The organism is Allostella sp. (assembly GCF_041913585.1).
GTDB lineage: Bacteria > Pseudomonadota > Alphaproteobacteria > ATCC43930 > Allostellaceae > Allostella.
The window spans coordinates 1-17,872 of sequence record NZ_JAYSFE010000025.1 but is presented as its reverse complement, the minus strand read 5'-3'; the positions used below and the strand labels follow the sequence as shown (position 1 = coordinate 17,872).

The window sequence follows — 17,872 nt, the reverse complement described above, 5'->3', positions numbered from 1 at the left end:
TCCCGTCCGAGGAGCACGACGATGCTGACCTTCGTTGAAGAGATTCTCCTGCTCATGCTGGACGACCAGGACGGTCGGCTGGTGGACCTGCCCCGCTCGGCGATGAACGGGGTGATCGCGGGCGCGGTCCTGATGGACCTCGCCATGCACGACCGCATCGACAGCGACCTGCAGGAACTCCGCGTCGTCGACAAGACGCCGACCGGCGACCCGCTGCTGGACACGACGCTGGCGAGCCTGTCGGCGGCGAAGGACGGGCGCAACAGCAGCGCCTGGGTCGAGGAGGTGGCGCGCGACGCCGACGACCTCCGCGAGAAGGCGCTGGCCCGGCTCGTCAGCCGCGGCATCCTCCGCAAGGAGGAAGGGCGGTTCCTGTGGGTGTTCCACACCCGCCGCTACCCGGTGATCGACGATCGCGAGCAGCGCGAGGTCAAGGCGCGGCTGCGCGAGCTCGTGCTCGGCACCGAAATCCCCGACCCGCGCGACGTCGTCCTGGTCTGTCTCGTCGAGGCGTCCGGGCTGTGGGACCTCGTCCTGACCGAGGCCGAGCAGGAGAAGGCGGCCGACCGCATCGCCCAGCTCCGCAAGATGGACCTCGTGGGGCAGGCGATGACCCAGGTCGTGCGCGACATCCAGGAGAGCATCGCCGTCGCCTCGACGATGGCCTGGTGACCGTAAGGGGGACCCGCTCCGGCGGGTCCCCGTTCCGCCCGGGCTATTTTCGCCAGGCGACCAGCCGGCGTGCCGCCTCGGCCATGCTCTCGGTCGCGCCGGCGAACGAAAATCGCAGACTGCGGCTGCCCCGCTCCGGGTCGAAGTCGACGCCGGGCGTCACCGCCACGCCGACCTCCTCCAGCATCCGCCGGCTGAAGGCGCTGCTGTCGTTGGTGAGATGGGCGACGTCGGCATAGATGTAGAAGGCACCGTCCGCCGGGGCGAGCCGGTCGAATCCCGCCTTCGGCAGTTCCGCCAGCAGCAGCGCCCGGTTGCGGGCGTAGCGGGCGACGTTCTCCTCCAGTTCCGGGACGCAGTCGAAGGCCGCCATGGCGGCGTGCTGGGACAGCGTCGGCGGCGAGATGAAGAGGTTCTGGGCCAGGCACTCGACCGCCCGCACCATGTCGGGCGGGACGATCATCCAGCCGAGGCGCCAGCCGGTCATCGAGAAGTATTTCGAGAAGCTGTTGACGACGATGGCATCGTCGCCGAAGCCGAGCGCGCTGACCGCGGCCGGGCCGTAGGTGATCCCGTGGTAGATCTCGTCGGACACGAGCCGCACGCCGGCCGCGCGGCACCAGCCGTGGAGGCGGGCCAGGTCGTCCGCCCCCAGCATGGTGCCGGTCGGGTTGGCCGGGCTGGCGACTACGACCCCGTCGAGCGGCCCGGCCCGCTCCAGCAGCGCCGGCGTCGGCTGGAAGCCGTGCTCCGCCTCGGCCGGCACCAGCACCGTCTCGATGCCGAGCGCGGTCAGGATGTTGCGGTAGGCGGGATAGCAGGGGGTGGCGAGCGCCACCCGGTCGCCCGGCTCGAAGGCGGCGAGGAAGGCCAGCACGAAGGCACCGGACGACCCCGGCGTCAGCGCGATGCGCTCCACCGGAACCGCGATGCCGTAGCGCAGCCGGTACCAGTCGGCGAGACGGGCGCGCAGCGCCTCCAGGCCGAGGGCGCCGGTATAGCCGAGGACGTCGCTCGCCAGTGCCGCCTGCGCCGCCGCCAGCACGCCGCGCGGGGCGGGCGTGCTGGGCTGGCCGATCTCCATGTGCAGCACGTCGTGGCCGGCGGCGGCCCGCGCCTCGGCGGCACGCACGACGTCCATGACGATGAAGGGCGGGATCCGTCCCCGCCCGGCGACCTTGAGCGCCATCGCTACTGGCCGGGGTAGGCGGCGAGCCCGTGCCCGCGCGGATCGGTGCGGGTGGCGCAGGTCTCGGACTTGCGCGGCGCGCCGGCCGGGCAGGAGACGATGTTGACCCGCGCCGGCTGCCCGGCATCGAGGCCGGCGTAGGCTCGGTCGAGCGTCTGCTGGCCGACCAGGGTCGCCGCCATGACGGCTGCCGTCGCCGCCGGTGCGTCGACGCCGCCGCCGCCGGCCACCGCCAGGAAGAACTCGTTGACGTTGGTGTTGACCAGCAGCGCCGCCGAGACGGTGCCGGTATTGGCGGCGTCCGCCGGCGGGGCCAGCAGGATGCCGGTGCCGCGCGCCGAGCGACCGAGGCCGAACGGCTGGCCCATGGTGAGGACGCAGGCGACGGCCGATCCCTCGCGGTCGGTGACGACGAACCCGGTCGAGGCGCGGTCGAGCCCGGATGCGACGGCGAGCGGGGCGGGTGCGGCGGCCGCGCCGCTGCGCCAGCGGTCGCGGCCCTCGGCCAGCCGCCGCCACAGGCCGGCGGTCGCGGCACCGCCGGAGAAGGGGTCCGGCAGCAGGTAGAGCCGTTCCTGGGCGAAGCCCATCTCGGCCGGCGCCGCCCACGCCGGGATCGCGGCGCGCATGTCCTCGGCGGTGATGGCCGCACCGGCGGCGCGGGCCGCGGCCGCGAATTCGCGCGCCGACTGCCCGACATGGAAGTCGCCGGGCCCGGCGGTGCGGATGCGGGTGAGCGCGGCCGCGAGCGCGACCTGGGAGAGGCTGGTGCCCTCGGCGAGCGGCGCCCGGCCGGGACCGAGAAGGATGGCGGACAGTTCGGGATCGCCGGCCAGCCGTTCGCCGTCGTTGGCGAGGTCGCGGGCGAGCGCGCGGCTGACCGGATGGCCGAAGCGGGCGAAGCCCTCGGCGGCGGCGAGCGCCTGTTCCCAGCGCAGCCGGCCGTAGCGCGCATGCATGGCGTAGAGGCCGCGCGCCATCGTCGGCACGCCCGCGGGCAGCCGGCCGTCGAGCGTCGCCGCCGTGGCCGGAAAGAGGATCGCCTCGGTCTTCTTGGCCCGCTGGTCGTGGACGAGGCAGGCGCCGCCGCCGCCGAGTCCGGCGCGCGAGGGCAGCGTGACGGCGAGCGTGAAGGCGGTGGCGACGGCGGCGTCGACGGCGCTGCCGTTGTTGGCGAGGACGTCGCGCCCGGCCAGCGTCGCGCGCGGCTCGTCGGCGGCCACCGAGCCGAAATAGCCGGCGACCGGGGCCGCGGTGCCGATCGGCTCGTTGCTCTTGCCGCCGCAGCCGGCGAGCGCCCAGATGCCGCCGCAAAGCAGCGCGAAGGTGACGGCCCGGCGACGCCCCGGACGCCGGCGGACGCCCGCGCCCGGCCGCGGGATCGGATGCGGGGCCCCGGATTGACGCTCGGGGTGGCCGGCCTTAGCTAGGATCATGGTGCCGGAGTCCTCTACCTGATGTCGCGCTCGCTCGTCCGCCGGCTGCTGGCCGGGCTGATCGCGTGCCTGCTGGCCGTCGAGCCGGCGGTGGCACAGAATCGGGTCTCGCTCATCCGCGACGCGGAGATCGAGGCGACGATCCGGGCCTATGCCGCACCGCTCTTCGCGGTCGCCGGCCTCGACCCGGACGCGGTCCAGGTCTACCTCGTCAACGACACGCGCATCAACGCGTTCGTGGCCGGCGGCCAGCGGCTGTTCCTCAATACCGGCCTCATCATGCGGGCGCGCAACCCGAACCAGCTCTCGGGCGTCATCGCGCACGAGACCGGGCACATCGCGGGCGGCCACCTGGCGCGCCTCCAGGACGCCCTCAGCACCGCGACCACGGCGGCGATCGTCTCGATGCTGCTGGGCATCGCCGCGGCGGCGCTCGCCGGCGACGGCAAGGCCGCCGGCGCCGCCATCGTCGGCGGCACCTCGCTCGCCGAGCGCAACCTCCTCTACTACAACCGCGGCCAGGAATCGGCGGCCGACCAGGCCGGCATGTCCTATCTCGACCGCACCGGTCAGTCCTCGCGCGGGATGCTGGAGTTCTTCGAGCTCCTGGAGAACCAGGAACTGCTGACGGCGGTGCGCCAGGACCCCTACCTGCGCAGCCATCCGCTGACCCGCGAGCGCATCGATGCGGTGCGCGCCCACGTCGCCCGGTCGCGGCACAGCGACGCCGGGGATTCGCCGGAGCTGATGGCGCGCCATGCCCGCATGATCGCCAAGCTGCGCGGCTTCCTGCTGCCGCCGTCGCAGACCCTGCGCCAGTATCCGGACACCGATCGCAGCCTGCCGGCGCGCTACGCCCGCGCCATCGCCCACTACCGGGTGCCTGACCTGCCCCGGGCCCGCGCCGGGATCGATGCGCTGATCGCGGAGTTTCCCGCCGACCCCTGGTTCCACGAACTGAAGGGGCAGGTCCTGTTCGAGAATGGCCGGGTCGCCGAGGCCGAGGCGCCCTACCGCGAGGCGCTGCGGCTGGCGCCCGGCGAGCCGCTGCTGCGCTACGGACTGGCCCAGGTGCTGCTCGAGTACAACACCGTGCCGGCGGCGACCGAGGCGCGTGCCCTCCTCAACGAGGCGGTCCGGCACGAGACGCGCAACCCTTCGTTCTGGCGCCTGCTCGCCATCGCCTACGGGCGGGAGGGCAATATCGGCATGGCGGCGCTGTCGCTTTCCGAGCAGGCCGCGGCCGCCGGCAACCACCGCACCGCCCTGCAGCAGGCGACGCGCGCGCTCGGCGTCCTGCCGCGTGGGTCGCCCGGATGGCTGCGGGCGGAGGACCTGCGCGACGAGGCCCGTCGCGGCATCAAGCGCGACCGCGATGCCGGCCGCGACCGCCGCGACGACGACTGACCGCCGCTCACGCGGATTTCACCGCACCCCGCGGCCCCGACCGTTATGGTGCGGGACCGTATCCAAGGAGTCCTCGACCGATGCTTCGTCTTCTTCTGCCGCTCGCGCTGGCCGCCTTCGTCGCGGCCGCTTCGCCGGCGGCCGACGCGCAGTCCCTGTCGCCGCAGCAGCGCCAGGAGGTCGAGGCGGTGCTGCGCGACTACCTGAAGCGCAATCCCGAGTTCCTGATCGAGGTCCTGCAGGCGGCCGAGGAGAAGCAGCAGGCGAACCAGCTTGCCCGGGCCCGCGACACGATCGTCGCCGAGCGCCGGGAACTGACCCAGAACCCGGCCGACCCGGTCGGCGGCAATCCCAAGGGCGACGTGACGATCGTCGAGTTCTTCGACTATCGCTGCCCCTACTGCAAGCAGGTGAAGCCGATCGTCGAGCAGGTCCTGAAGCAGGACCGCAACGTCCGCGTCGTCTACAAGGAGTTCCCGATCCTCGGGCGCGACTCCGTCTACGCCTCGCGGGCGGCGCTGGCGGCGATGAAGCAGGACAAGTACCTGCCGTTCCACCATGCGCTGATGGCCTATCGCGGGCAGCTGGGCGAGGAGGCGGTGATGACCGTCGCCCGCCAGACCGGCCTCGACGTCGAGCGCCTGAAGCGCGACATGGACAACCCTGCGGTCGAACAGACGATCGCCGCCAATCGCGCGCTGGCCGAGCGCATCGGCATCCGCGGCACGCCGGCCTTCATCGTCGGCGACGATCTCGTGCCGGGTGCCGTCGACCCCGGCTCGCTCAAGGCCCTGGTGGACAAGGCGCGCAAAGGGTGAGGGACGCCGGCCACGGCGGCCGGCGATCGATGGCGGAACGATGACGGTTCGGTGACGGCACGGGCGGCGGCGGGTAGCGTCGCCGCCCATGACGTTGGATCTGGCAGTGGGCGCCCTGGTGCTGGTGGGCGCCTTTCTTCATGCCGGCTGGAACGCGATGGTCAAGGCGGGCGACGACCGCCTGATCGCGCTGGCCGCCGTCTTCCTCTCGAGCGGCATCGCGGGGCTCCTGGCGGTGCCCTTCGTGCCGGTGCCGGCGGCGGCGGCCTGGCCGTGGCTCGCCCTGTCGATCGTCATCCACATCTTCTACGTGGCCGGGCTCGTCGGCGCCTATTCCCACGGCGACCTCAGCCGCGTCTACCCGATCGCCCGGGGCTGCGGCCCGCTCCTGGTCGCACTCGTCGCGGGACGGCTCGTCGGCGAGCACCTGACGCTGGTGCAGGCGGCGGGCCTCGTCCTGGTCTCGGTCGGCATCGTCGGCCTGGCGCTGGAGCCGGGCTCGTTCGGCGTCGGGCGGCGGGGGACGCTGTGGGCGCTCTTCACCGGCGCCACCATCGCCGGCTACACGGTCTCCGACGGCATGGGCGCGCGCCTCTCCGGCGACGCGCTCGGCTACACCGCCTGGCTCTTCGCCGCCCAGATCCCGGTCATTCCGGTCTACGCCTGGCTCTCCCGGCCGGAGGCGGTGCGCGCCTACCTGGCGAGCGGGGCGTGGAAGCGCGGGGCCGGGGGCGGCATGGTGGCGCTCGCCAGCTACGGCATCGCCATCTGGGCGATGAGCGTCGCGCCGATGGCGCTGGTCGCCGCCCTGCGCGAGACCTCGGTCCTGTTCGCCGCCCTGATCGGCACGCTGCTGCTGGGCGAGGGCATGGGCCGCTGGCGCATCGCCGCCGCCCTCCTGGTCGTGGCGGGTCAGATCCTGATGAATATCGGGCCGGGCTAGGCCGGGCGCTCCCACACCCGCGGAAAGAGATCGCAGTCCATGGCCGCGCCGTGGGCGAGGCCGGGGTCGCTGGTCGGGATCGCGACCTCGCCCGGCCGGCGCGCAAAGGTGGCGTCGTCGCCGGTCCAGCGGGTCGCGAGCGCGCGCCGGCGGCCGGGGAGCCGGTTGCCCGGCGCGCCATGAACGATCAGCGCCTGGAAGACGAGGCAGTCGCCCGGCATGAGGTCGAAGCGCCGGATGTCGTAATGGTCGCGGTCGGCCTCGATGTCGGGCAGCGGCGGCAGGCCGGTGCCGGCATAGGGGCTGCCGTCGGAGAAGTGCTGCGGATTGAACTGCCGGTTCCAGCGGTGGGACCCGGCGACATATTCGACGCAGGCGGCCGCCGGGATCGGGTCGAACGGCAGCCAGATCGAGCAGACCTGCCAGCCGTCGACCGCCCAGTAGGGCTGGTCCTGGTGCCAGGGGGTGCGCTCGGCCGTGCCCGGCTCCTTCACCAGAAGCTGGTCGTAGAGGAAGTTGACCCGGGTCGCCCCCATGAGACGGCCGGCGATCTCGGCCGCCGGCGAAGCGAAGACGAAGCGGCGGAACGCCGCGTGGCGCTGCCAGAGGTCGAGGTCGCCGAAGAAGCGGCCGGCGCCGCCGGGCGGGGTGTATTCCTCGGCATGGGGTCCGGGCCGGGCCATCGCTTCGTCGACGGCCGCGCCCATGCGGTCGATCCAGTCCGCATCGAACATGCCGCGCAGGCAGACGATGCCGTCCCGGTCGTAGGCGGCGATGTCGTCGGCCGTCACCGGCCGGAGCGGGGCGCGGTTCATGGCGGCGGGCGGTCCTTCCGGTGCCGAAAGGGAAGGACCGCCCGGCTGCGGCTCAGATGTAGTGCTCGGAGAGCGGCGGGAAGCCGTTGAAGCCGACCGCCGAGTAGCTGGTGGTGTAGGCGCCGGTGGCGTGGATCTCGATCTTGTCGCCGATCTGCAGCGCCGTCGGCAGCTTGTAGTCCGCCTTGTCGTAGAGCACGTCGGCGCTGTCGCAGGTCGGGCCGGCGAGCACCACGGGCGCCGTCTCGCCGCCATCGTGGGGCGTGCGGATGCGGTACTGGATCGATTCGTCCATGGTCTCGGCGAGGCCGCCGAACTTGCCGATGTCGAGGAAGACCCAGCGGCGCTTGTCCTGGTAGCCCTTCTCGGAGATCAGCACGACCTCGGTCTGGATCACCCCGGCGTCGCCCGTCATGCCGCGGCCGGGCTCGATGATGAGGCGCGGCATGCGGTTGCCGAAATGGCGCTCGACGGCACCGTTGATGGCGTCGGCATAGGCCTCCAGCGCCGGCACGTCGCGGCGGTAGTGCGCCGGGAAGCCGCCGCCCAGGTTCAGCATGCGCAGCTCGATCCCGGCCTCGTTGAGCTGGGAGAACACCATCAGCGTGCGGCCGATGGCGAGGTCCCACTGCGCGAGGTCGGTCTGCTGCGAGCCGACATGGAACGACAGGCCGTAGGGGTCGAGGCCGAGCTCGCGCGCCCGGATCATCAGGTCGCGCGCCATCTCCAGCTCGCAGCCGAACTTGCGGTTCAGCGGCCACTCGGCGCCGGCGCAATCCATCAGCACGCGGCAGAAGACGCGCGCGCCGGGGGCGGCCACGGCCAGCTTCTCGAGCTCGGCCTGGCTGTCGAAGGCGAAGAGGTCGACGCCGCGGCGGAAGGCGGCGGCGATGTCCGACTGCTTCTTGATCGTGTTGCCGAACGACAGGCGCTCGGCCGGCGCGCCAGCCGCGAGGCAGAGGTCGATCTCATGGATGCTGGCGGTGTCGAAGCAGGAGCCGCGCTCGGCCAGCAGCTTGACCACGGGCAACGCCGGATTCGCCTTGACGGCGTAGTAGATCTCGGCCCGCGGCAGCAGCCGGTGCAGGCGGTCGTAGTTCTCGGCGACGACGTCGAGGTCGACGACGAGGCAGGGCGTGGCGGGCTGCTGGTCGCGCAGGAAACGGCGAATCTTCTCGGTCATCGAAACGGCCTCCCAGCCGAATACGACGTCTGCCCCTCCCGGAAGAGGGGAGTCGAAGCGAAGTCAGACGATGTGCGGTACGAAGAGGACCCGCCGCATGCGGGCCCGGAGCGCGCGCGGTATCAGATCCGCGACGCGGTCATACTCGACGGGAGGACATATTCGTGCAGCGTGACGACGCGGGTCGCCCGACGGAAGGTCACGGGGGAGAGAATGTCGGACGACGCGAGGTAACGCGACGCCGCTCCTCGGCAAACAGCGAACATTGCTACCTCCTCTTGACTGACCGCCGCCCAGCAGGCTGACGGGGGAAGTACGCCTAACGTCGTTGCTTGTCCTGGAACAGCCAGGGGCACGTGCGATTGCGCAGGGCGCGTATATAAGGCAAGCGCGCGGAATGAAAAGCGGATTCTGCGTTTCCGGCGACGGATTTTCCGCTTGCCGGCACCCCGCGTTGCGAGGCCGATTCCCCATGCTATAAGGGCGGCCCCATCAGAGCGGACCCCGACGTGACCGAGCCGACGATCCTCGTCCTCAACGGCCCCAACCTCAACCTTCTCGGCGTGCGCGAGCCCGCCCTCTACGGCAGCGCCACGCTGGGCGACGTCGAGGAGGCCTGCCAGGAGCGGGCGGCGATGCTCGGCTGCACGGTCGACTTCCGGCAGTCGAACCACGAGGGCCAGCTCATCGACTGGATCCAGGAGGCGCGCGGCAGCGCCGCCGGCATCGTCATCAACGCCGGCGCCTACACCCATACCTCGGTCGCCATCCACGACGCGCTGCGCAGCGCCGACCTGCCGGTGATCGAGGTCCATCTCTCCAACGTCTTCAAGCGCGAGCCCTTCCGCCACCATTCCTACATTTCGGACGTGGCGGTCGGCGTCATCTGCGGCTTCGGCACCAACAGCTACATCCTGGCGATCGAGGGGCTGGCGGCGATCCTCGACGCCGCCAAGGAGGACGAATGACCGCCCGGCGCCCCCTCGTGGTCGACGAGGAACTGGTCCGCACGCTGGCGCGGCTGCTCGACGAGACCGGGCTGACCGAGATCGAGGCGCAGTCGGGCGAGGCCCGGATCCGCATCGCCCGCGCCCCGGCGACCCAGGTGATGGCGGCCCCGGCCGCCGCCGCGGCGCCGGTCGCGCCCGCGGCGGCCCCGGCCGTTGCCATCGCGGTGTCGCCCGCCGACGATCCGGGCGCGGTCAAGTCGCCGATGGTCGGCACCGTCTACCTGGCACCGCAGCCCAACGCCGCGCCCTTCGTCCAGCCCGGCGACCGGGTCTCGGCCGGCCAGACGCTGATGATCGTCGAGGCGATGAAGGTGATGAACCCGATCACCGCGCCGCGGGCCGGCGCCGTCCGCGTCGTCCTGGTCGAGGACGGGGCGCCCGTCGAGTTCGGGCAGCCGCTGATCGTCCTCGACTGACGGCGGGACCGGCCCCGCCCATGTTCGAGAAGATCCTGATCGCCAACCGCGGCGAGATCGCGCTGCGCATCCTGCGCGCCTGCCGCGAGATGGGCATCCAGACGGTGGCGGTGCATTCGACCGCCGACGCCGATTCGATGCATGTCCGCCTCGCCGACGAGGCGGTCTGCATCGGCCCCGCCTCGGCGCGCGAGAGCTACCTCAACGTGCCGGCGATCCTGACCGCCGCCACCATCACCAACGCCGACGCCATCCATCCGGGCCTGGGCTTCCTCGCCGAGAACGCCGATTTCGCGGCGATGGTCGAGGAGCACGGCTTCACCTTCATCGGCCCGACGCCCGAGCACATCCGTCTGATGGGCGACAAGGTCCAGGCCAAGACCGCCGCCCGCCGCCTCGGCCTGCCGACCGTGCCCGATTCGGACGGCGCGGTCGCCACCATCGAGGCGGCGCTGGAGGCGGCCCAGCGCATCGGCTACCCGGTGCTGGTCAAGGCGGCGGGCGGCGGCGGCGGCCGCGGCATGCGCGTCGCCCGCGACCCGGACCAGCTCCGCGGCGCCTACTCGGTCGCGCGCAGCGAGGCCAAGGCCTTCTTCAGCAACGACGCCGTCTATCTCGAGAAGTACCTGACGCGGCCGCGCCACATCGAGGTGCAGGTGCTGGCGGACGGCGCCGGCGGCGTCGTCCATCTCGGCGAGCGCGACTGCTCGATCCAGCGCAACCACCAGAAGATCCTGGAGGAGGCGCTGTCGCCGGCCCTCAACGCCGCCCAGCGCGAGGAGATCGGGCGCACCGTCACCGACGCGATGCGCGAGATCGGCTATCGCGGCGTCGGCACGGTCGAGTTCCTCTACGAGGAGGGCCGCTTCTACTTCATCGAGATGAACACCCGCCTCCAGGTCGAGCATCCGATCAGCGAGATGGTAACCGGCATCGACCTGGTGCGCGAGCAGATCCGGGTGGCGGCGGGCGGCCTGCTCGGCTATGGCCAGGATCAGGTGCGGCTCGCCGGGCACGCCATCGAGTGCCGGGTGAATGCCGAGCATCCCGAGACCTTTCTGCCGTCGCCCGGCCGCATCGTCGAGTACCACGCGCCGGGCGGGCCCGGCGTGCGCGTCGATTCGCACCTCTATTCCGGCTATGTCGTGCCGTCCAACTACGACAGCCTGGTCGCCAAGCTGATCGTCTACGGCTCGACCCGCAACGAGTGCCTGATGCGCCTGCGCCGGGCGATCGGCGAGTACGTGATCGGCGGCATCGAGACCAACCTGCCACTGCATCGCCGCCTGCTCGGCAACCGCGACTTCCTCGACGGGCACTACGACGTGCACTGGCTGGAGCGGTTCATGGCCTCCGAGCGCAGCCCCGGCTGAGGGCCATGTCCGGGCTGACGCCCGAGATCCTGCTCCGCGCCTACGCCGTCGGCATCTTCCCGATGGCCGAGACGGCCGACGATCCGGAACTCTTCTGGGTCGATCCGGAACTGCGCGGCATCCTGCCGCTGGACGGGTTCCACCTGCCGAAGCGGCTCGCCCGCCGCATCCGCAACAATCCCTTCACGGTGACCGTCGACACCGACTTCGCGGGCGTGCTCGCGGGCTGTGCGGAGCCGGTGCCCGGCCGTCCCAACACCTGGATCAACGCCCAGATCCGGGACCTCTACGGCCGCCTCTTCGCCATGGGCCACGCCCACAGCGTCGAATGCCGCCAGGACGGGCGGCTGGTCGGCGGCCTCTACGGCGTCCATCTCGGCGCCGCCTTCTTCGGCGAGAGCATGTTCACCCGCGTCACCGACGCCAGCAAGGTGGCGCTGGTCCACCTGGTCGCGCGCCTGCGCAAGGGCGGCTTCCGCCTCCTCGACACCCAGTTCGTGACCGACCACCTGGCCGGCTTCGGCACCATCGAGGTGCCGCGCGCCCAGTACCGCCGGATGCTCGCCCGCGCCGTCGCCGTGCCGGCCGAACTGCCGCGCGCGATGACGGACGCCGAGGCGCTGGCGTGGGCGGCGGGTCCTACAGCCCGTGATAGTCGGGCGCCCGCTTGCCCTTGAAGGCGGCCAGCCCCTCGCGATAGTCGTCGCTGCCCCACACCGCCTCGATGTCGGCCATGGCGATGCCGGCCTGCTCGGACGGACCCTTGGGCAGGGTGCGGCCGACGAAGCGCTTCAGCGTCGCCAGCACCATCGGCGCCATGCCGGCGAGCCGCCCGGCCCATTCCTCGGCCTCGGCCAGGTGCTGGCCGGCCGGCACCACCTTGTTGACGAAGCCGACCTCGTAGGCGCGCTGGGCCGTCATCGGCTCGCCCATCAGGATGAATTCCATCGCCACCTTGTGCGGGATGCGGGCGGCGAGCGCGGTGATGAGGCCGCCGGTGAAGCCCAGCTTCGCCTCGGGGTAGGAGAAGCGCGCCGTCTCGCTGGCGATGCAGAGGTCGCACATCTGGACCAGCACGCAGGCGCCGCCGACGCACCAGCCGGAGACGGCGGCGATCACCGGCTTCTCGACGGCGATGCCGACCCCCGGCATGAAGCGCCGCAGTTCGGGCGGCGCGTCGAGGTCGGCGCCGCCCGAAAAGGCCTTCTCGCCGGCGCCGGTGACGATCGCGACGCGGTCCTCGCCGGCGTTGAAGCGCCGCCACGCCGCCGCCAGCCCGAGGGCGACATCGGCGTTGAGCGCGTTCGCCTTGGCCGGCCGGTTGATGGTGATGACGGCGACGCGGTTGCGCGATTCGTAGAGGACGGCGTTCGGATCGCTCATGGTTCCCCCCGGATGGTCCCGTTCGGCCGGCGTCAGTGCCGGTCCGGCATGTCGTCGCGCCGCGGCACGGCCTTGTCGTCGTAGCCGCGGCGGCTGGAGAAGAAGACGAGCGCCATCAGCCCGCCGCCGATCAGGAGCGAGAAGAAGACCCCGAGCCCGAGCGCGATCCAGCCATGCAGGCCGAGCGTGATGTCCCCCATCCCGCTCCAGATCGCACCGGCGGCCATGCCGGCGATGGCGAGGAGGGCGAGCAGGATGACCGGCAGCAGCAGGCGGTGCATGGGCGGGGTTCCCTTCTTCGTCGTAGTCCCGAGCGGGGGACAGGCATGGACGAGGTGCGCTTCCGGTGCAAGTCGCCCGACGCCGCGGGGTTGCCGCGGCGCCCGTCCGATGTAAGGTCGGTTCCCGTGATCGGAAACCTCGTTCCGGCGCGGCTCCTGGCCGCGGTCCTGATGGCGGCGGCCGCGGCATCGCCGGCCGCGGCGGTCCAGCCGGTCGACCTCGAGCTCGTGCTGGCGGTCGACGTCTCGGGCTCGATCGACCGCGACGAGGCGAAGCTCCAGCGCGACGGCTATGTCGCGGCCCTGACCGACCAGCAGGTGATCGACGCCGTCCGCGGCGGGCTGCACGGCCGCATCGCCGTCACCTATGTCGAGTGGGCGGGCTACCGCCACCGCCGGCTGGTCGCGGAATGGCACCTCGTCCACGACCGCGCCTCGGCCGAGGCGTTCGCCGCGCGCATCGCCGCGGCGCCGATCGCGACCGGCGTCAGCACCTCGATCAGCGGCGCCATCCAGTTCGCCCTGCCGCTCTTCGGCGCCGCCGGCTACCGCGGCGAGCGCCGGGTGATCGACGTCTCGGGCGACGGCCCCAACAACGACGGGCCCGAGGTCTCGGCGGTCCGCGACCACGCGGTGGCGCAGGGCATCACCATCAACGGCCTGCCGATCCTGAACGAGCGCCCGAACGCCGCCAACTTCCCCAACCTCGACGACCTCGACGCCTACTACGACGGCTGCGTCATCGGCGGCCCCGGCGCCTTCATGGTGGTCGCCCAGGGCTTCGAGACCTTCGCCGCCGCGGTCAAGCGCAAGCTGATCCTGGAGATCGCCGCCCGGCCCGATCCGGCGCGGCCCGATCCGGCGCGGCCCGATGCCGTCCGTCCCGTGCCGGCCAGCCTGCGCCCCGTCGCCTATGCCCAGGGCTGCGACGTCGGCGAGCGCCAGCTGCAGCAGTACCTGCGCGGCCGCAGCGGGATGCGCGACTGAGGGTCGCTAGCCCAGCGGCACGCGGTCGAGCAGGGGCTCGCGCGCATAGAAGCGGCGGACGTTGCCGAAGATGTCGTCCATCTTCATGCGCATGGCGTCGCGCGTGCCGGGGGCGTTGTGCGGGGTCAGGACGACGTTGTGGAAGCGGGCGAAGGGGGTCGGGTGCGGCGGCGGCTCGATCTCGTAGGTGTCGAGCCCGGCGCCGGCGAGGTGGCCCGACTCCAGCGCCTCGACCAGCGCCGCCTCCTCGACGATCGGCCCGCGGGCGCAGTTGACGAGGATGGCGCCGGGCTTCATCCGCGCGATCGTCGCCCGGTTCAGCATGTGGAAGGACTGCTCGGTCAGCGGCAGGTGCAGCGTCACCAGGTCGGAGACGGCGAGCAGTTCCTCGAACGTCACCCGGCGCACCTTCAGCTCGCGCTCGATCGCCTCCGGCATCTCCAGGATGTCGGTATAGACGAGCGTCACCCCGAAGCCCTGGAGGTGGCGCGCCACCTCCTTGCCGATGCGGCCGAGGCCGACGATGCCGACCGTCATGCCGTGGAGCTGGCGCGACTCGGCGCGCAGGTCGTTGGCGTGCCAGACGCCGCGGCGCAGCTCGGCATCGAGGAAGGGAAGGCGCTTGCACACCGCCAGCATCATCATGACCGCGTGCTCGGAGACGCCGACGGCGGTGCCGCCCGGCGCCAGCGCCAGCGCGATCTGCCGCTCGCGCAGCGCGTCGACGTCGCAGGTGTCGTGGTAGCCCACCCCCTGGTGGTGGACGAGGCGGAGCCGCGGCGCGGCGGCGACATGGGCGCGCGACAGGCGGTGGCCGCCGACGATCACCACCTCGGCGTCGGCCAGCTTGGCCAGCCGCTCCTCCTCGCTGCCCGTCTCCAGCGTCACCAGCTCGTAGGCGTCCGGCGTCGCCTCGCGCACGAGGTCGTAGAGCGCGGCATTGCCCTGGATGAAATAGAGCACCTTCGGACGCGCCGGGTTTAGACGCGAGGGGTCCTCGGCCATTCAGGGCCTCCTGGGAACGACGGGAAGGATGGAACGAGGAGAGGGGGTAGAGCGGGGAAGGGGCGATACGCTGGTCGGAGTGAGAGGATTCGAACCTCCGGCCCCTGCCTCCCGAAAGCAGTGCTCTACCAGGCTGAGCTACACTCCGACCGGCGGAGGCGGCTTATAGCCCCTCGGCCGCGCCCCCGCAAGGCAAAGGAAGGGGTTCCGGCTCAGAAACCGCGGGCGATGCAGAAGGCGACCACCTCGTCGAGGGCGTCGCGGATGGGCGAGGCCGGGAAACGGGCCAGCTGGCCGCGCGCCGCCTCGCCGTAGCGGCGCGCGCGCTCCATCGTCTCCTCGAGCGCGCCGTGCTTCCGCAAGAGCGCCTGGGCCTCGGCGAGGTCGTCCGGGCCCTGCTCCTGGTCCTCCATGGTGCGGCGCCAGAAGGCGCGCTCGGCCTCGTCGCCGCGGGCGAAGGCGAGCACGATCGGCAGCGTGATCTTGCCGTCGCGGAAATCGTCGCCGACGGTCTTGCCGAGCTCGGCCTGGCGGGCGGAATAGTCGAGCATGTCGTCGACGAGCTGGAAGGCGATGCCGAGGTCGAGGCCGAACGCCTCCATCGCGTCGGCCTCCTCGGCCGGCCGGTCGGCGACGACCGGGCCGATGCGGCAGGCGGCCGCGAAGAGCTGGGCGGTCTTGGAGCGGATGACCTCGAGATAGGTCGCCTCGCTGGTGGCGGTGTCGTTCGCCGTCACCAGCTGCAGCACCTCGCCCTCGGCGATGACGGCCGACGCGTGCGAGAGGATGCGCAGCACCTCGAGCGAACCGTCCGCCACCATGAGCTGGAAGGCGCGGCTGAAGAGGAAGTCGCCGACCAGCACGCTCGCCTTGTTGCCCCAGACGGCGTTGGCGGTCGCGATGCCGCGCCGCAGGTCGCTCTCGTCGACGACGTCGTCGTGCAGCAGGGTGGCGGTGTGGATGAACTCGACGCAGGCCGCGAGCGCGACGTGCCGGTCGCCCCGGTAGCCGCAGAGCTGGGCCGCGGCCAGCGTCAGCATCGGCCGGAGGCGCTTGCCGCCCGCCGCGACGATGTGCCCCGCGAGTTGCGGGATGAGCGCGACCGGGCTGTGCATGTGGTCGACGATGCGCTGGTTCACCCGCGCGAGATCGTCGCCGACGAGGCGCGTCAGCGGCTCCAGGGAGGGCGTCCTGCCCGGTGCGGCGGTGGCGGCGAGGCCCAAATGCGCTCCTTCTCTGCGGGTCGGGTGCGGTCGGGGCGGAGCATAGAAGCCCGTCCCGCAGGGTCAAGCGATGCGGGCAAGCGGGGGCCGGCGCGTCCCTCGACTTCGCCCGCCGCCGCGCCCCCGCCGCCCGCCGCCCCCCGCGCACGAATCCGTGATCGCCCCCCGGTCCGTGCTAGAAAGGGGCCGATGGTGGAACTCCTGCGCACCAACGACGTCGTGCGCCTGTCCTGGCTGACGGCGCTCCTCCGCGACGCCGGCATCGGCGCGGTCGTGCTCGACGGCCATGCCAGCCTGATGGAGGGCAGCATCGGCGCCATCCAGCGCCGGCTGATGGTGGATGCGGGGGATCTGGCGGCCGCGCGGCGCCTGCTCGCCGAGGCCGGGGAATCGCTGCCGCCGGCCTGAGGGGCCGCCCGTGGCAGCCGGACGACGAGAGAGGTAGGGCATGACCGACACCCAGAAGCCCCCGCCGGCGAAGCCCGCGCCCGCCGGCGCCGCCCAGCCGCCGATCGCGGTGACGGACGACACGCTGCTCGACGGGCGGGTGAAGCTGCGCCAGCCGCGCGAGGGCTATCGCGTCGCCATCGACCCGGTGCTGCTGGCGGCCGCCGTGCCGGCCCAGCCGGGGGAGATGGTGCTCGACGTCGGCACCGGCGTCGGCGCGGCGCTGCTCTGCCTCGCCTGGCGGGTGCCGGGGGCGCGCCTCGTCGGGCTCGAGCTGCAGCGGGTGCTGGGCCAGCTCGCCAGCCGCAACATCGACGCCAACGGCTTCGAGGACCGCGCCTCGCTGGTGATCGGCGACCTGCAGCGGCCGCCGCCGCGCCTCGCCCCGACCAGCTTCGCCCATGTCATGGCCAATCCGCCCTACCTCGAGGCCGGCCGCGCCGACCCCGCCCCGCATGCCGGCAAGGCCGCCGCCACCGTCGAGGGCGAGGCCGATCTCGGCGCCTGGGTGCGTTTCTGCCTGCTGATGGCCAAGCAGCACGGCACCGTCACCTTCATCCACCGCGCCGACCGGCTCGACCAGCTGCTCGCCCTGCTCTCGGGCCGGGTCGGCGACATCGCGATCCTTCCCTTCTGGCCGGGGGCGGACAAGCCCGCGTCCCGCGTCATCGTCCAGGCCCGGCGCGACAGCAACGCGCCCTTGCGGCTGCTGCCCGGCATGACCCTGCACCGGCCGGACGGCGGCTATACCGCCCAGGCGGATTCGATCCTGCGCGGCGGCGCGCCGCTGGTGCTCTAGGGGCGGCGGGGCGGCGGGCGGGCGATGGGCACGCGCTTCGATCGGCTGGCGCTGCGCCTCGGGCTGCCGCGGCCGCCGCTGGTGCCGGTGGTGCGGCTCGACGGCGTCATCGGCCGCGGCGGCCGGCTCGGCCAGGGCGGCCTCACCTTGGCCGCGCTGGCGCCGGTGCTCGACCGCGCCTTCGCCATGCCGGGGGCGAAGGGCGTCGCCTTCGTCGTCAACTCGCCGGGCGGCTCGCCCGCCCAGTCGAGCCTGATCGCGCGCCGCATCCGCGACCTCGCGGCGGCAAAGACGCTGCCGGTCACCGTCTTCGTCGAGGACGTGGCGGCGTCCGGCGGCTACTGGCTGGCGCTCGCCGGCGACGAGATCGTCGTCGACCCCGCCAGCCTCGTCGGCTCGATCGGCGTCATCGCCGCCGGCTTCGGCTTCCAGGACGCGCTGCGCCGCCTCGGCATCGAGCGCCGGGTCCACACCGCCGGCGAGCG

General features: G+C 72.5%; 20 protein-coding genes and 1 tRNA gene. 12 read left to right on the top strand and 9 right to left on the bottom strand.

Translation table 11 applies throughout. The features are described from left to right. The first annotated feature begins 21 nt into the window (after nt 1-21). On the top strand, nt 22-672 hold the full coding sequence (locus ACE3Q3_RS07060; RefSeq protein ID WP_374443932.1) for a GPP34 family phosphoprotein: 651 nt from the start codon (nt 22-24) through the stop codon (nt 670-672). A 43-nt stretch (nt 673-715) separates the two neighbouring features. On the opposite strand, the gene ACE3Q3_RS07055 is transcribed toward ACE3Q3_RS07060, so the two are convergent. After that, nucleotides 716-1,861 carry a pyridoxal phosphate-dependent aminotransferase gene (locus tag ACE3Q3_RS07055; protein WP_374443931.1) on the bottom strand — a complete coding sequence of 382 codons (1,146 nt, stop codon included), beginning with the start codon at nt 1,859-1,861 and terminating at the stop codon, nt 716-718. 2 nt (nt 1,862-1,863) lie between these two features. Beyond that, on the bottom strand, nt 1,864-3,297 hold the full coding sequence (locus tag ACE3Q3_RS07050) for a gamma-glutamyltransferase (RefSeq protein WP_374443930.1): 1,434 nt from the start codon (nt 3,295-3,297) through the stop codon (nt 1,864-1,866). 21 nt (nt 3,298-3,318) lie between these two features. Between ACE3Q3_RS07050 and ACE3Q3_RS07045 the strand changes: the two genes are divergently transcribed. From ACE3Q3_RS07045 to ACE3Q3_RS07035, 3 genes are all read left to right on the top strand, one after another. Further along, nucleotides 3,319-4,704 carry a M48 family metalloprotease gene (locus ACE3Q3_RS07045; RefSeq protein ID WP_374443928.1) on the top strand — a complete coding sequence of 462 codons (1,386 nt, stop codon included), beginning with the start codon at nt 3,319-3,321 and terminating at the stop codon, nt 4,702-4,704. Nucleotides 4,705-4,784: 80 nt separating this feature from the next. Next, on the top strand, nt 4,785-5,522 hold the full coding sequence (locus ACE3Q3_RS07040) for a DsbA family protein (RefSeq protein ID WP_374443925.1): 738 nt from the start codon (nt 4,785-4,787) through the stop codon (nt 5,520-5,522). Between the two features lie 88 nt (nt 5,523-5,610). Next, nucleotides 5,611-6,465 (top strand): EamA family transporter, encoded by an 855-nt coding sequence (locus ACE3Q3_RS07035; RefSeq protein WP_374443923.1) that lies wholly within the window; start codon nt 5,611-5,613, stop codon nt 6,463-6,465. Here ACE3Q3_RS07035 and ACE3Q3_RS07030 read toward each other — a convergent pair. Further along, nucleotides 6,462-7,280: a phytanoyl-CoA dioxygenase family protein gene (locus ACE3Q3_RS07030; RefSeq protein WP_374443921.1), complete on the bottom strand. Its 819-nt coding sequence runs from the start codon at nt 7,278-7,280 to the stop codon at nt 6,462-6,464. The genes ACE3Q3_RS07035 and ACE3Q3_RS07030 overlap by 4 nt on opposite strands. Before the next feature lie 52 nt (nt 7,281-7,332). Then, the gene (locus tag ACE3Q3_RS07025; RefSeq protein WP_374443919.1) at nt 7,333-8,463 is read right to left on the bottom strand and encodes a type III PLP-dependent enzyme; all 1,131 of its coding nucleotides are present in this window, start codon (nt 8,461-8,463) and stop codon (nt 7,333-7,335) included. A 509-nt stretch (nt 8,464-8,972) separates the two neighbouring features. Between ACE3Q3_RS07025 and aroQ the strand changes: the two genes are divergently transcribed. The 4 genes from aroQ to aat are packed head-to-tail and all read left to right on the top strand — an operon-like array spanning nt 8,973 to nt 11,939. After that, nucleotides 8,973-9,431 (top strand): type II 3-dehydroquinate dehydratase, encoded by a 459-nt coding sequence (gene aroQ, locus ACE3Q3_RS07020; RefSeq protein ID WP_374443917.1) that lies wholly within the window; start codon nt 8,973-8,975, stop codon nt 9,429-9,431. Next, a complete protein-coding gene (gene accB, locus ACE3Q3_RS07015; protein ID WP_374443916.1) occupies nt 9,428-9,889 on the top strand; it encodes an acetyl-CoA carboxylase biotin carboxyl carrier protein in 462 nt (153 codons plus the stop codon). The genes aroQ and accB overlap by 4 nt, the downstream gene beginning before the upstream one ends. Before the next feature lie 20 nt (nt 9,890-9,909). After that, on the top strand, nt 9,910-11,262 hold the full coding sequence (gene accC / locus ACE3Q3_RS07010) for an acetyl-CoA carboxylase biotin carboxylase subunit (RefSeq protein ID WP_374443914.1): 1,353 nt from the start codon (nt 9,910-9,912) through the stop codon (nt 11,260-11,262). A gap of 5 nt (nt 11,263-11,267) precedes the next feature. Then, nucleotides 11,268-11,939 carry a leucyl/phenylalanyl-tRNA--protein transferase gene (gene aat, locus ACE3Q3_RS07005; RefSeq protein WP_374443911.1) on the top strand — a complete coding sequence of 224 codons (672 nt, stop codon included), beginning with the start codon at nt 11,268-11,270 and terminating at the stop codon, nt 11,937-11,939. Here the strand turns inward: aat and ACE3Q3_RS07000 are convergent. Together ACE3Q3_RS07000 and ACE3Q3_RS06995 are read right to left on the bottom strand one after the other, a co-directional pair. Next, a complete protein-coding gene (locus ACE3Q3_RS07000; protein ID WP_374443909.1) occupies nt 11,902-12,645 on the bottom strand; it encodes an enoyl-CoA hydratase/isomerase family protein in 744 nt (247 codons plus the stop codon). The genes aat and ACE3Q3_RS07000 overlap by 38 nt on opposite strands. A gap of 32 nt (nt 12,646-12,677) precedes the next feature. Continuing rightward, nucleotides 12,678-12,926: a hypothetical protein gene (locus tag ACE3Q3_RS06995; RefSeq protein ID WP_374443907.1), complete on the bottom strand. Its 249-nt coding sequence runs from the start codon at nt 12,924-12,926 to the stop codon at nt 12,678-12,680. 126 nt (nt 12,927-13,052) lie between these two features. On the opposite strand from ACE3Q3_RS06995, the gene ACE3Q3_RS06990 reads away from it, so the two are divergent. After that, nucleotides 13,053-13,913: a DUF1194 domain-containing protein gene (locus tag ACE3Q3_RS06990; RefSeq protein WP_374443905.1), complete on the top strand. Its 861-nt coding sequence runs from the start codon at nt 13,053-13,055 to the stop codon at nt 13,911-13,913. Nucleotides 13,914-13,919: 6 nt separating this feature from the next. Here ACE3Q3_RS06990 and ACE3Q3_RS06985 read toward each other — a convergent pair whose 3' ends face one another. The 3 genes from ACE3Q3_RS06985 to ACE3Q3_RS06975 all read right to left on the bottom strand — a co-directional run bounded on the left by ACE3Q3_RS06985 (nt 13,920) and on the right by ACE3Q3_RS06975 (nt 16,141). Next, the gene (locus ACE3Q3_RS06985) at nt 13,920-14,918 is read right to left on the bottom strand and encodes a 2-hydroxyacid dehydrogenase (protein ID WP_374443903.1); all 999 of its coding nucleotides are present in this window, start codon (nt 14,916-14,918) and stop codon (nt 13,920-13,922) included. Nucleotides 14,919-14,989: 71 nt separating this feature from the next. After that, a tRNA-Pro gene (locus tag ACE3Q3_RS06980) sits at nt 14,990-15,066 on the bottom strand. Between the two features lie 64 nt (nt 15,067-15,130). Beyond that, entirely contained in the window at nt 15,131-16,141 is a 1,011-nt protein-coding gene (locus tag ACE3Q3_RS06975) for a polyprenyl synthetase family protein (protein WP_374443901.1), read from the bottom strand. Between the two features lie 189 nt (nt 16,142-16,330). On the opposite strand from ACE3Q3_RS06975, the gene ACE3Q3_RS06970 reads away from it, so the two are divergent. The 3 genes from ACE3Q3_RS06970 to ACE3Q3_RS06960 all read left to right on the top strand — a co-directional run. After that, nucleotides 16,331-16,549, top strand: a complete 219-nt coding sequence (locus ACE3Q3_RS06970; protein ID WP_374443899.1) for a DUF2007 domain-containing protein — start codon at nt 16,331-16,333, stop codon at nt 16,547-16,549. 40 nt (nt 16,550-16,589) lie between these two features. After that, a complete protein-coding gene (locus ACE3Q3_RS06965) occupies nt 16,590-17,387 on the top strand; it encodes a tRNA1(Val) (adenine(37)-N6)-methyltransferase (protein ID WP_374443897.1) in 798 nt (265 codons plus the stop codon). A 24-nt stretch (nt 17,388-17,411) separates the two neighbouring features. Next, the coding region (locus tag ACE3Q3_RS06960) for a S49 family peptidase (RefSeq protein WP_374443895.1) at nt 17,412-17,872 on the top strand (461 nt) is incomplete at its 3' end.